We start from the raw sequence: 12,849 nt of genomic DNA, 5'->3' as shown, positions 1-12,849 counted from the left end.
CCCGAACCCACCCCCGGGCGGGCATCCAGGCCGAGTCAGCCGATGTTGTCGACCGCTGCCTTCGCGCGCGTGATCGTGTGCTGCGCGGTGCCGTCGTTCTGCTCCAGCGTCGTCTTCAGCAGCTGGATGATGTTCTTGACCTCCTGCGACGAACGGTTCCACCGCAGTTCCTTGCCGTGGTACTCGTCCGCCACGCCATCGGCCGCGAAGTCCGCCATCGCCGCCTTGACCTGGCCGTCCCGCGCCGCGATCACTTCCTCCAGCCGCGCGATCACCACCTGGATGTTGCCCTGCGCGTCCGAGGACGCACCCGTGTCGTACGCGCGACGGTCACCGTCACCAGCCATCAGAAACCCAACCCCCGTATGTCACCGGCCGCCGAAGCGCGCCGCATCGAAATTCGCCGCGGACATCTGCTGCCGCGCGTTGTCACCCTGCTCCTGATCACCCGAACCGAACGCCTGCTCCATCCCCGACTGGCCACCGAGAAGAGCCGAAAGCGAACCGTTCAACGCCGCCGTGATCTCGTCCGAACGATTCTTGAACGAATCGAACGCCGTACGCCCCGCACCGTGGAACTTCCCCTCCAACGGCGCCGCCGCCTGAACCAGCTGACGAATCAACGTACCCAGATCATCACTCGACCCACGCGACTTCGAAGACAGGCTCGTCAGAACCTGCGCCCCCATGTCGAACTTCATTCAATCCCCCTGCCGAACCCGAGCAAACAAATGTACTGAACATCCCTATCAACTCCCCGGGCGCGGAGGCAATTGAGACCTGTGGTGCTGTTGAGAGGCTGTGACAGAACCACCGGTGGGCCGGTGCGGGCAAGGAGAGCCTCGCACGGATCACCGGCCCCGGCGCGGCGTGCTCATGATCACAGGCCGCCGTTCTTCGGGCCCCGCAGGCCGGATCCGATGCCGCCGGGGCGCCGCTTGCTCACGCTCTGAGACAGAATGCCGTTTGGCACAAGCCGTGTCGCCGCCGGCCACGATCCACATCCGCGCCTGCTGCACAGCTGTTTCACGTCCGCACCGTGTGTGCGGACCGCGCGACGACTCATGGAGTGCAGATTGACTACGACGTTCCGCTCTCGTATCACCGCCCGGATCGGGCGCAGTTACCTGTCCAGGATCCAGAAGTACGGGATCGGGTCATCCACGGTCAGGCTGCTGCCCGACGACCTGCTGATGATGATGCGCAGGGACGGCCTCGACCCGGTGGACAAACTTGCCAGGACCCGGGCGAAGCGGCCGGTGCACAAGGTCTCGTTGCCATTCGGTATGGACGCCTGGGTGGTCAGCGGCTACGAGGAGTCGAAGGCCGTCCTCGGCTCGGCCGACGGATTCAGCACCGACTTCGCCCACCTCGCGACGAACGCCGGAGTGGCCGCCGAGCAGAGCCCCGGCGGGCTAGGGTTCAACGATCCGCCGGTGCACACACGACTGCGCCGCATCCTGACCCCGGAGTTCACGATGCGCCGGCTGCGGCGGCTGGGGCCCAGGATCGACGCCATCGTCGAGGAGCGCCTCGACGCGATGGAGGCCGCCGGGGGACCGGTCGACCTGGTGAAGGAGTTCGCGCTGCCGATCCCCTCCCTCACGATCTGCGAACTGCTCGGCGTGCCGTACGAGGACCGCGACGACTTCCAGCAGCTCGCCATGGACCGCTTCGACCTCTTCGCCGGAACGACCGCGCCCTTTGGCGCGATGTCCGAGTCGCTGGCGTACTTCAGGGACGTCGTCAGGGCACAGCGCGAGAATCCGGGCGACGGCCTGCTCGGCATGATCGTGCGGGAGCACGGCGACAACGTCGACGACGAGGAACTCGCGGGCCTGGCCGACGGTGTGCTCACCGGCGGGTTCGAGACGACCGCCAGCACCATCGCCCTGGGCACCCTGGTGCTGCTGCAGAACCCGGACGTCCGCGAACGAATACGTCACGACGACGCCATGACCGCTCCCTTCGTCGAGGAGGTGCTGCGTTACCTCTCGGCGGTGCAGATCGCCTTCCCCCGGTTCGCCCGACGGGACATAGAGATAGGCGGGGTGGTCATCCCGCAGGGCGACATGGTGCTCTGCTCGCTCAGCGCCGCCAACCGCGATGCCGGGTACGTCGACGACGACGGGCGCTTCGACCCGCACCGCACTCCCGCGGCCGGCGGTCACCTCGCCTTCGGCCACGGCATCCACCGCTGCATAGGCGCTGAACTGGCCCGCATGGAACTGCGCACGGCCTACCCGGCCCTGGCCCGGCGGTTTCCCCGGATGCGGCTCGCCGTCCCGCCCCAGGACCTGGCCTTCCGCAAGCTGTCCATCGTGTACGGCATCGAATCGCTGCCGGTGCACCTGCGCTGAGGCGGACTGCTGCGCGTACCGCGTGATCGTTCCGCAACTCACCCGCCCCGTCTCTCGAGGCAGCACACTCGCCCTGCTTCCGCAGCGCACCCGCCCCGCTTCTCAGGAAGGAAATCTGCGTGTCTTTCGGGGGACAGAACCCGTACGGCCCGGCATGGCCCCCGAACGGGGGTCAGCCGCCGCCACCGGGCGTGCCACCGCAGCCCGGCCCCCACCCGTACCCGGGGCCGTACCCGCATCCCTACCCGGGGCCGTACCCGGGGCCCTACCCGGGGCCGTACCCGGGTCCGGGGTACCCGCCCCATCTCCCGTACGTGCCGCCCCGTTCGCTGTGGCAGCAGTTCCGCGAGGGCGACTGGCCCCCGCTGATGGAACTGCTGCGGCGGCTGCCCGTCCACGGCTGCGTGTGGGCCGCGCTCCTGTTCTGCTTCTGGCCCCTGCTGCTGCCGGTCCTGGCCTATCCGCTGGCCCGGTCGGCCCGCGGACAGGCGCACCTGAGATTCCCTCCGCACACCCACCGCCGCATCCTGGATCCGCAGGTGGCGCGCGTGCAGAAGGCCAGGGCGTGGACCGCGCTGGTCACGTCAGGCCTGATCCTGGTCGTCTACGGCACCGCGTCGGACTTCGAGGAGATCCAGGAGCAGTACACGATCCGGCTCGCCCTCACGCCGTGGCTGCTGCTTCTCACCGCGCCCCTGGTGATCGTGGCCCTGTTCCGGCTCGCACCGCCGGCCGAGCGGCCGGGGATGCGGGCCAGGCTGCGCCCCGCCGTGCGCTCGGCCCTGTGGTACTTCGCCGCGTTCACGGCGGTGCCGCTGCTCTTCGTGGGGCAGGTGTTCCTCGGCCGGAACTTCCAGCAGTACCTGATCGGTCCGCTCGTCACGCTCGCCCTGCTCACCCCGGCGGTGTGGATGCTCTTCTTCGTCTGCTTCGCCTCCGCGACCGTGGTGCGCACCGTGTTCGGCACCTCCGAGGTGCACGCCGCCCTCCCCGCCCTGCTGACCGGTGTGCTGGTGTGGGAGCTGGCGGCCATCAACCTGGTCATGGCCGGGATGCCGCCGGGCCCGCCGCTCGTCCGGATCTGCGCCCTGATCGGCGGCCCGGCGTCGGTGTCCGCGGTGGCGTGGTGGGAGATCGCCCGCCTGCGCACGAGGTACGGGGTGACGCTGCGGGGCCGGCCGGCGCCGTGACGGGGCGACCGCTCAGTGGCTGCCGGTGAGTTCGCCGCTGAGGGTCTTGTGTATCTCGGCACTCGGCTCGTTCAGGCCGATGATCTCGACGGTCTTGCCGCGCTGTTCGTACTTGGTGGTGATGGCGTCCAGCGCGGCGACGGAGGAGGCGTCCCAGATGTGGGCGGCGGACAGGTCGATGACGACCAGGCCGGGGTCGGTGGCGTAGTCGAACCGGGTGACCAGGTCGTTGGCGGAGGCGAAGAAGAGTTCGCCGGTCACGGAGTAGACGATCCGGTCGCCCCCGGGGTCGGTGACCGTCGTGACGTCGGCCAGGCGGGCGACCCGCCTGGCGAAGACGACCATGGCGACGAGCGTGCCGACCACGACGCCGATGGCCAGGTTGTGGGTGCCGACCACGCAGGCCACGGTCACGACCATGACGAGGGTCTCCCCGGCCGGCAGCCGCCCGAGGGTCTTCGGCGCGACGGAGTGCCAGTCGAAGGCCGCGACGGACACCATCACCATGACGGCGACGAGCGCGGCCATGGGAATGCGGGAGACAACGGGTCCGAAGGCGATGCACAGGACCATCAGGAAGGTGCCCGCGAGGAAGGTCGACAGCCGGGTGCGGGCGCCGGACACCTTCACGTTGATCATGGTCTGGCCGATCACGGCGCAACCGCCCATGCCGCCGAAGAAGCCGGTGACGATGTTGGCGATGCCCTGGCCGATGGACTCGCGGGTCTTGCTGGAGCGGGTGTCGGTGATGTCGTCGACCAGCTTGGCCGTCATCAGCGACTCCATCAGCCCCACCAGCGCCATGGCGAGCGCGTAGGGGGCCACAGTCGTCAGCGTGCCCACCGTGAACGGCACGTCGGGCAGGCCGGGAACCGGCAGCGCGGAGGGCAGCTCGCCCCTGTCGCCCACGGTCGGGACGGCGATCTGGGCGGCGACGGTGATGACCGTGAGGACGACGACGGAGACCAGCGGTGCCGGGACCGCCCTGGTGACCCTGGGGAAGAACACCAGCAGCAGGATCCCGCCGACGACCAGCGGGTAGACCGCCCAGGGCACGTCGTGCAGCTCGGGGATCTGGGCCATGAAGACCAGGATGGCGAGGGAGTTGACGAAGCCGACCATCACACTGCGCGGCACGAACCGCAGCAGCTTCGCGACACCCAGCGCGCCCAGGGCCATCTGGAGGACACCGCCCAGCATGACCGCGGCGACCAGGTAACCGAACCCGTGCTGACGGTTGAGGGGCGCGAGGACCAGGGCGACCGCGCCGGTGGCGGCGGAGATCATCGCGGGGCGTCCGCCGACGACGGAGATGACCACCGCCATGGTGAACGAGGTGAACAGTCCGATCGCCGGATCCACCCCGACGATCACCGAGAAGGAGATCGCCTCGGGGATCAGCGCCAGTCCGACCACGAGGCCGGCCAGCAGCTCGGTGCGGAACACCTTCGGGGACAGCCAGGAGGGGCGGAATCCGCGCAGCCTCGCGGCCGGGGACAGTACGGAGGAGGACAAGAGCGGGAAACCTGTCGTGCAGGGGGTGTGCGGCCAGGCACAGGAGGCCGGGGCGGCATCCGCGACGCCCACGGGCAACGGACCACTCTACCCGCACGCCCGGCGGCCGTCCGGGGTGAAGCCGCTCGGCTCCCGCCCCGGACGGTCAGGGGTGTTCGCTCAGCACTCGATGATGTTCACCGCGAGGCCGCCCCGCGCGGTCTCCTTGTACTTCACGCTCATGTCCGCGCCCGTCTCCTTCATGGTCTTGATGACCTTGTCGAGGGAGACCTTGTGACTTCCGTCGCCGCGCAGCGCCATCTTCGCCGCGGTGACCGCCTTGACCGCGGCCATGCCGTTGCGCTCGATGCACGGGATCTGGACGAGACCGCCGACCGGGTCGCAGGTCAGGCCCAGGTTGTGCTCCATGCCGATCTCGGCGGCGTTCTCGACCTGCTCGGGGGTGCCGCCGAGGACCTCGGCGAGGGCGCCCGCGGCCATGGAGCAGGCGGAGCCGACCTCGCCCTGGCAGCCGACCTCGGCGCCGGAGATGGAGGCGTTCTCCTTGAAGAGCATGCCGATGGCCCCGGCGGCGAGGAGGAAGCGGACGACGCCGTCCTCCTTCTCCGCTTCGGTGGCGCCGCCGGCCGCGAAGTTCATGTAGTAGTGCAGGACGGCCGGGATGATGCCCGCGGCGCCGTTGGTGGGCGCGGTGACGACCCGGCCGCCCGCCGCGTTCTCCTCGTTGACCGCCATCGCGTAGAGGGTGATCCACTCCATCGCGTGGGTCTGCGGGTCGCCCTCGGCCCGCAGCTGGCGGGCGGTGTTCGCGGCGCGGCGGCGGACCTTGAGGCCGCCGGGCAGGATGCCCTCGCGGGACATGCCGCGCGAGACACAGGCCTGCATGACGCGCCAGATGTCCAGCAGACCCGAGCGGATCTCGTCCTCGGTGCGCCAGGCCCGCTCGTTCTCCAGCATCAGCGAGGAGATGGACAGCCCGGTGTCATGGGCGAGGCGCAGCAGCTCGTCACCGGTGCGGAAGGGGTGCTTGAGCACGGTGTCGTCGAGCACGATCCGGTCCTCGCCCACCGCGTCCTCGTCCACGACGAAGCCGCCGCCGACCGAGTAGTACGTCTTCTCCAGGAGCAGGTCGCCCTCGCGGTCGAAGGCGAAGATCGTCATGCCGTTCGCGTGGTACGGGAGGGCCTTGCGGCGGTGCAGGATCAGCTGCTCGTCGGCGTCGAAGTCGATCTCGTGCATGCCGAGGAGGTTGATCCGGCCGGTGGTGCGGATCTGCTCGACCCGGTCGTCGGCGGACTCCACGTCCACGGTGCGCGGCGACTCGCCCTCCAGGCCGAGCAGGACGGCCTTGGGGGTGCCGTGGCCGTGACCCGTCGCACCGAGCGAGCCGTACAGCTCGGCGCGTATCGAGGCGGTGTGGGCGATCAGGCCCTCGTTCTTCAGCCGGCGAGCGAACATACGGGCGGCGCGCATCGGGCCGACCGTATGGGAGCTGGACGGGCCGATGCCGATCGAGAACAGGTCGAAGACCGAGATGGCCACGGGTGACTCCTCAGGGGTTGGTAGACGCCGTCGTCTGCCGGGTGGTGCGGTACGGGCCGGACGGCCCGGAGGGCGGGGCATGGGACGGGGCACCGCGCTCACAGTTCAGTGTGCGCGGTGCCCCGCCCCAACGTGTAACGAGAACTTGTCCGGACTACTTCAGGCCGGGGTACAGCGGGAACTTCTCGGCCAGCGCGACGACGCGGGCCTTCAGGGCGTCCGCGTCGTAGGACGGCTTGAGGGCGGCGGCGATGATCTCCGCGACCTCGGTGAAGTCCTCGGTCTGGAAACCGCGGGTCGCCAGGGCCGGCGTACCGATCCGCAGACCCGAGGTGACCATCGGCGGCCGCGGGTCGTTCGGGATGGCGTTCCGGTTGACCGTGATGCCCAGCTCGTGCAGCCGGTCCTCGGCCTGCTGGCCGTCCAGCTCGGAGTTGCGCAGGTCGACCAGGACCAGGTGGACGTCCGTACCGCCGGACAGCACGGAGACACCGACCTCGGTGACGTCCGGCTGGACCAGGCGCTCGGCGAGGATGCGGGCGCCGTCCAGGGTGCGCTGCTGGCGCTCCTTGAACTCATCGGTCGCAGCGACCTTGAACGAGACCGCCTTGGCCGCGATCACGTGCTCCAGCGGGCCGCCCTGCTGGCCCGGGAAGACCGCGGAGTTGATCTTCTTGGCGAGCTCCTGCGTCGACAGGATGACGCCACCGCGCGGACCGCCGAGGGTCTTGTGCGTGGTGGTCGTGACGACGTGGGCGTGCGGCACCGGGTTGGGGTGCAGCCCCGCGGCCACCAGGCCGGCGAAGTGCGCCATGTCGACCATCAGGTACGCGCCGACCTCGTCCGCGATGCGGCGGAAGGCGGCGAAGTCCAGCTGACGCGGGTACGCGGACCAGCCGGCGACGATCAGCTTCGGCTTGGACTCCTTGGCCAGACGCTCGACCTCGGCCATGTCCACGACGCCGGTCTCGTCGACGTGGTACGGGACCACGTTGTAGAGCTTGCCGGAGAAGTTGATCTTCATGCCGTGGGTCAGGTGACCGCCGTGGGCCAGGCTCAGGCCCATGATCGTGTCGCCCGGCTTGAGCAGCGCGAACATCGCGGCGGCGTTGGCCTGCGCACCGGAGTGCGGCTGGACGTTCGCGGCCTCGGCGCCGAACAGCGCCTTGATGCGGTCGATGGCGATCTGCTCGACGACGTCTACGTGCTCGCAGCCACCGTAGTAGCGGCGGCCCGGGTAGCCCTCGGCGTACTTGTTGGTGAGGACGGAGCCCTGGGCCTCCATGACCGCGACCGGAGCGAAGTTCTCCGAGGCGATCATCTCGAGGGTGGACTGCTGACGGTGGAGCTCGGCGTCGACAGCGGCGGCGACGTCCGGGTCCAGCTCGTGGAGGGAGGAGTTGAGAAGCGACATCAGGTGGTCCCTTTGGGTCTTTAGTTGCCGGAGAACTCGGTGTACTCGTCGGCGGAGAGCAGGTCGTCCGGCACCTCCGCGACGCGTACCTTGAACAGCCAGCCGCCCTCGAAGGGAGCGGAGTTCACCAGCGACGGGTCTTCCACGACGTCCTGGTTCGCCTCGGTGACCTCGCCGGTCACCGGGGAGTACAGGTCGCTGACCGACTTGGTCGACTCCAGCTCACCGCAGGTCTCGCCCGCGGTCACCGGGTCACCGACCTCGGGAAGCTGGACGAAGACGACATCGCCGAGCGCGTTGGCCGCGTGCTCGGTGATACCGATCGTGGCCACACCGTCCTCGACGGCCGACAGCCACTCGTGCTCCTTGCTGTAACGCAGCTGCTGGGGGTTGCTCATGACCTGAATTCTCCTGTACGCGGGGGAGTGCTGATGAACGGTGGTCTTACGGTGTGAGACGCGACTGCGTCACTTCTCGATGAGCGCCGACGTCACTTCTGGCGCTTGTAGAACGGCAGCGCCACGACCTCGTACGGCTCGTGGGTGCCCCGGATGTCCACTGCGACGCCCTCGGTGCCGGGCGTGGCGTGCGCGGCGTCGACGTAGGCCATGGCGATCGGCTTGCCCAGGGTCGGGGACGGGGCGCCCGAGGTGACCTCGCCGACGACCTCACCGGCGGCGACCACCGAGAAGCCGGCGCGCGGCACCCGGCGGCCCTCGGCGACGAGCCCGACCAGCTTGCGCGGCGGGGCGGTCTCGGCGCGCTCGGCGGCGGCTTCGAGGGCCTTGCGGCCGACGAAGTCGCCCTCCTTCTCGAACTTCACGACCCGGCCGAGACCGGCGTCGAACGGGGTGAGCCCCGTGGTCAGCTCGTGCCCGTACAGCGGCATGCCCGCCTCCAGGCGCAGCGTGTCGCGGCAGGAGAGCCCGCACGGGATCAGGCCACGGGAGGCGCCCGCCTCGGTCAGCGCCTTCCACAGCTGCTCGGCGTGGACGGGGGCGACGAACAGCTCGAAGCCGTCCTCGCCGGTGTAGCCGGTCCGGGCGATCAGCGCGGGGACACCGGCGACCGTGCCGGGCAGGCCGGCGTAGTACTTCAGACCGTCCAGGTCGGCGTCGGTGACGGAGGCCAGGATGGCCGGGGACTCCGGGCCCTGGACGGCGAGCAGCGCGTACGCGTCGCGGTCGTCGCGCACCTCGGCGTCGAAGCCCTCGGCGCGTGCCGTCAGCGCGTCCAGCACGATCTGGGCGTTACCGGCGTTGGCGACGACCATGTATTCGGTGTCACCCAGGCGGTAGACGATCAGGTCGTCCAGGATGCCGCCGTCCTCGGCGCAGATCATCGTGTAGCGGGCCCGGCCCACGGCGACGGTGCCGATGTTGCCGACCAGCGCGAAGTTCAGGAAGGCCGCGGCCGCGGGGCCGGTGACGGTGATCTCTCCCATGTGCGACAGGTCGAAGAGGCCGGCCCTCGTGCGCACCGCGTTGTGCTCGTCGCGCTCGCTGGCGTACCGCAGGGGCATGTCCCAGCCCGCGAAGTCGGTCATGGTCGCGCCCAGCGAACGGTGCAGGGCATCGAGGGCGGTGAGGCGGGGGGCGGTGCTCATGGATATGGCTCCCAGGGCATGACGACGAGGACGATCCCTCCCCATCTGTCATCGGAACCTGAGAGGTTCGCCGAGAGCCCCTGGAGGGCTTCGGCTTGCACCTTGGGTGGAGCCGCGAAGCGGCCCGCTTTTCAGATCTGCCTCATCCACGCGGTACGGGGCCTGAGAGATTCAAGGGAGGAACTTGCTCCTTCGGCGCCCGGCACAGAAAGTGACCGGAACTCTCCCGCGCGGATTCAAGCGGCCTTTATGCAGTTGGCCGGGTCATCATCGCACGCATCGGGCCGGAGTGGGGCCCCGGTCCCCCGTGGGAAATCAGCGGCGTGGGCGGTTGTGTCGCATTACCTTTTCTTTACACTTCAGGGGCATGCGTGGGGTGAGCCGACAGGGGAGGGCGATGACGTTGCAGCGGTACGCGACGACCGCGGGGGTCGCGCACGGCGCGATGCCCGCACAGGCGGGTGCCCCGGCGAGGGCGGCGTCGGGCGCGCACGCGCCCGTGGTGCGGGATCTGCGGCAGCGGTCCGGGCGCAGCCCGCGCGGCCTGCACTTCGCGGCGGGCGATGTGGTGGTGGTCTCCGGGCTGCCCGGCAGCGGCAAGTCGACGCTCATCCGGCGGGCGGTGACCACGGCGCACGCCATCGACTCCCAGGACACCCGGGACCGCTGGGCGCGGGTCGTGCCCCGCTTACTCCCGTACGCCCTCTACCGCCCGCTCGTCCGCGTCGCCCACTACTGGGGGCTGTGGCGGGTGCTGCGTTCCGGGGAGTCCGCCGTCGTCCACGACTGCGGAACCCAGGCGTGGGTGCGCGGCTGGCTGGCCCGTGATGCCCGCCGCCGGGGCCGGGGCCTGCACCTGGTCCTGCTCGACGTCACGCCGCAGACCGCCAGGGAGGGCCAGCGCGAGCGCGGACGCGGCGTATCGGGATACGCCTTCGCCCGGCACCGCAGGGCGGTGGGCAGGCTGCTGCGGGCGACCGAGGCAGGCGTGCTGCCGCCCGGGTGCGCCTCGGCGGTGCTGCTGGACCGGGAGGCGGCAGGAAGGCTCGGCCGGATCGCGTTCGCGGACGGGCGGCCCGGGGACCGATAAGGCTGTTCCGTGATCCCTGGCGGGCGGGACGGCCCTCAGCCGGGGCCGCGGGGCCGGGGCGGCGGCGGAGCCGGGCGTTAATCTTCTGCCGGAAAGCTTGGGCGAGAAGGGGAAGCAGTGGACGTTCCGGCGCAGGTCCGGTCCCATCCGCAGGGCGGATGGCCGGCCAATGAGCTCGAAGAAGTGCTGATGGCCTCGGTGGGCAGCCCGGAGGCGGGCGGACGGCTCGTCGAGGTGCTCGGCCGCAGTCAGGTCTGGGTGCCGCTGCCCAACGGCGGGGGGCCCGACTCGGCGGCCCTGGATCTGCCGACGGTGGAGATCGAGGGCGCGGCGTACGTCCCCGTCTTCAGCTCCGAACAGCAGTTCCTCGCCTGTGTCGGTACCCATATGTCCTTCACCGTCGCGCCCGCCCGCGACTTCGCCCGCGGACTGCCCCCGCAGCTCGGCATCGCGGTGAACCCGGGCGGCGCGGTCGGGATGCCGCTGCCGCCGCCCGCCGTGGCCGAACTCTGCCGGGCCGGGCGCACCCCGCTGGACGGGCCGGCCAGCGGCGGCAGGGTCCGGCTGTACGAGCCGGACTGGAAGGAGGAGCCGGTCGACTTCCTCGCCGCGGCGGCCGGTGAGTTCGAGGAGAGCGGCGTCGTGCTCTCCGCCCGCCGGGCGCTGGCCAGCATCGAGGGCGGTGACCCCGTGCTCTTCATCGGCGTCGAGTTCTCCACCTGGGAGGGCGCCGGCCGCAATGCCCCGATGGACGCCCTCGGCCGCGCTCTTGGCCGGGTCGAGGTGCCCTGGCAGGTCAATCTCGTTCTGCTCGATGTGGCACAGGACCCGGTCGGCGACTGGATGCGGGAGCGGATCCGGCCGTTCTACCAGCGAGCGGGCATATAAGACCGGCCTGTCCGTGGAACACCGCTTCGACCCATGGCGTCAAGTCGGTGTCAGGACCGGCGCATAAGCTGGTTTCATGGCTGGTGCCTCGGCATCACGCCGCACCCGTGTGCCCGGGGCGGCGGGGCCGACACAGTGGATCGAAGAGGGGCGGGACCAGGTGAGTGCGTCAGGCACCGCGGCGGCCGGACAGGTCGAGCACATGCTGCGCCAAGTGACGCCCGGGCGCTACGACGCGTACGAGGCGCTGCTGCAGGCCCTCGCGAACGGCCGGATCTGGATGCTCCTCTGGCAGGGCCAGGCGGGCTCACCCGACGCCCAGTACGGAAACATGGAGATCGACGGCCTCGGCTACGCCCCCTGCGTGACCTCCGCCCAGGAGCTCTCGGCCAGCGGCTGGAACCGCGCCCACGAGCTGGTCGGCGGCCGGGACATCGCCCGCACCCTCTTCCCCGACCGCTGGGGCATCTGGCTCAACCCGCACGCCCCGGGCGGCGGAGTGGGCATCCCCTGGCTGGATCTGCGCCGGGTCGCCACCGGCCTCGACCGGATGCCCGCGGGCCCGCTCCGGCTCACCGAGCCGGCCATCGAGATCCCGCAGTTCTACGCCCTGCTCACGCAGAACGCCCACCACACCCCGGCGATCCGCTCGCTGCGCCGCGCCTGGGTGCAGCCCGCGCTCGGGGTCCCGTACCTCACCGTCGGCCTCGACCTCTACGACACGAGCCCGCCCTCGGTGGACGCGGCGCGCGCGATGATGCAGCAGTCGATCTCCGCCGTCCCGGAGGGGCTGCCCGTCTCCACCGTCGCGATGTCCGACGAGTACGACCCGGTCGCGATGTGGCTGCGCGCCAACGCCCGCCCGTTCTACGACCGCGAGGCGCATGCCCCGGCGGCCCCCGTCGCGGGGTACGGCTACCCGCCGCAGGGCGCGTACTGACCCGTGCGGGACCGTTCCGTCCCCGTGGTCCGGAATGCGCGTGTACGCGCCGGATTTTCCGTAACGCGGCCGTAAGGCGCCAACTCCCCGAATGTGTCCGCACGTTCACCGGCCCGATGACCCCGTCCGGTCGTCCATGTCCGAGATTTCCGTGCTCGGCATGTCTGGTGATGAAAGCGACGCGTATCCGATCGCGTGCCCCCTTCCGTATCAACTGACCTGTGTTCGGCGGGCGTTCACATCCGTCCGGATAACGGAACACCCCAGGGCGCATCACGGTTAGGCATCCATTCGCCTGTCGGTA

The 12,849-nt window shown here is 70.3% G+C and carries 12 protein-coding genes and 1 riboswitch; of the genes, 5 read left to right on the top strand and 7 right to left on the bottom strand.

Annotation, left to right across the window (positions count from 1 at the left end; genetic code table 11):
- Positions 1 to 35: 35 nt before the first annotated feature.
- Together OHA19_RS12565 and OHA19_RS12560 are read right to left on the bottom strand one after the other, a co-directional pair.
- The gene (locus OHA19_RS12565; protein ID WP_383206846.1) at positions 36 to 347 is read right to left on the bottom strand and encodes a pore-forming ESAT-6 family protein; all 312 of its coding nucleotides are present in this window, start codon (positions 345 to 347) and stop codon (positions 36 to 38) included.
- Positions 348 to 368: 21 nt separating this feature from the next.
- The gene (locus tag OHA19_RS12560) at positions 369 to 701 is read right to left on the bottom strand and encodes a hypothetical protein (RefSeq protein WP_405716713.1); all 333 of its coding nucleotides are present in this window, start codon (positions 699 to 701) and stop codon (positions 369 to 371) included.
- A 363-nt stretch (positions 702 to 1,064) separates the two neighbouring features.
- Here OHA19_RS12560 and OHA19_RS12555 point away from each other — a divergent pair, with 363 nt between their 5' ends.
- Positions 1,065 to 2,360 carry a cytochrome P450 gene (locus OHA19_RS12555; protein ID WP_405716714.1) on the top strand — a complete coding sequence of 432 codons (1,296 nt, stop codon included), beginning with the start codon at positions 1,065 to 1,067 and terminating at the stop codon, positions 2,358 to 2,360.
- A gap of 314 nt (positions 2,361 to 2,674) precedes the next feature.
- A complete protein-coding gene (locus tag OHA19_RS12550) occupies positions 2,675 to 3,550 on the top strand; it encodes a hypothetical protein (RefSeq protein ID WP_405716715.1) in 876 nt (291 codons plus the stop codon).
- 12 nt (positions 3,551 to 3,562) lie between these two features.
- Here the strand turns inward: OHA19_RS12550 and OHA19_RS12545 are convergent, their stop codons facing one another.
- From OHA19_RS12545 to gcvT, 5 genes are all read right to left on the bottom strand, one after another.
- Positions 3,563 to 5,065 carry a SulP family inorganic anion transporter gene (locus OHA19_RS12545; RefSeq protein WP_405750229.1) on the bottom strand — a complete coding sequence of 501 codons (1,503 nt, stop codon included), beginning with the start codon at positions 5,063 to 5,065 and terminating at the stop codon, positions 3,563 to 3,565.
- Positions 5,066 to 5,224: 159 nt separating this feature from the next.
- Positions 5,225 to 6,607, bottom strand: a complete 1,383-nt coding sequence (locus OHA19_RS12540) for an L-serine ammonia-lyase (protein WP_405716717.1) — start codon at positions 6,605 to 6,607, stop codon at positions 5,225 to 5,227.
- 154 nt (positions 6,608 to 6,761) lie between these two features.
- Positions 6,762 to 8,021, bottom strand: coding sequence for a serine hydroxymethyltransferase (gene glyA, locus OHA19_RS12535; protein ID WP_405716718.1), 1,260 nt, complete (start codon positions 8,019 to 8,021; stop codon positions 6,762 to 6,764).
- Between the two features lie 20 nt (positions 8,022 to 8,041).
- On the bottom strand, positions 8,042 to 8,419 hold the full coding sequence (gene gcvH / locus OHA19_RS12530) for a glycine cleavage system protein GcvH (protein WP_405716719.1): 378 nt from the start codon (positions 8,417 to 8,419) through the stop codon (positions 8,042 to 8,044).
- Between the two features lie 92 nt (positions 8,420 to 8,511).
- Positions 8,512 to 9,627, bottom strand: a complete 1,116-nt coding sequence (gcvT, locus tag OHA19_RS12525; protein ID WP_405716720.1) for a glycine cleavage system aminomethyltransferase GcvT — start codon at positions 9,625 to 9,627, stop codon at positions 8,512 to 8,514.
- A gap of 141 nt (positions 9,628 to 9,768) precedes the next feature.
- Positions 9,769 to 9,866, bottom strand: a riboswitch (glycine riboswitch).
- A gap of 158 nt (positions 9,867 to 10,024) precedes the next feature.
- Here gcvT and OHA19_RS12520 point away from each other — a divergent pair.
- The 3 genes from OHA19_RS12520 to OHA19_RS12510 all read left to right on the top strand — a co-directional run bounded on the left by OHA19_RS12520 (position 10,025) and on the right by OHA19_RS12510 (position 12,545).
- On the top strand, positions 10,025 to 10,717 hold the full coding sequence (locus OHA19_RS12520; protein ID WP_405716721.1) for an AAA family ATPase: 693 nt from the start codon (positions 10,025 to 10,027) through the stop codon (positions 10,715 to 10,717).
- Between the two features lie 117 nt (positions 10,718 to 10,834).
- A complete protein-coding gene (locus tag OHA19_RS12515) occupies positions 10,835 to 11,605 on the top strand; it encodes an enhanced serine sensitivity protein SseB (protein WP_405716722.1) in 771 nt (256 codons plus the stop codon).
- 160 nt (positions 11,606 to 11,765) lie between these two features.
- Entirely contained in the window at positions 11,766 to 12,545 is a 780-nt protein-coding gene (locus OHA19_RS12510) for an enhanced serine sensitivity protein SseB C-terminal domain-containing protein (RefSeq protein WP_405716723.1), read from the top strand.
- The last annotated feature ends 304 nt before the right edge of the window (positions 12,546 to 12,849 follow it).

Source organism: Streptomyces sp. NBC_00012 (assembly GCF_045040875.1).
Lineage (GTDB): Bacteria > Actinomycetota > Actinomycetes > Streptomycetales > Streptomycetaceae > Streptomyces.
Note: the sequence above shows the minus strand (reverse complement) of the source record. Positions and strands in the feature narration are given on the sequence as shown.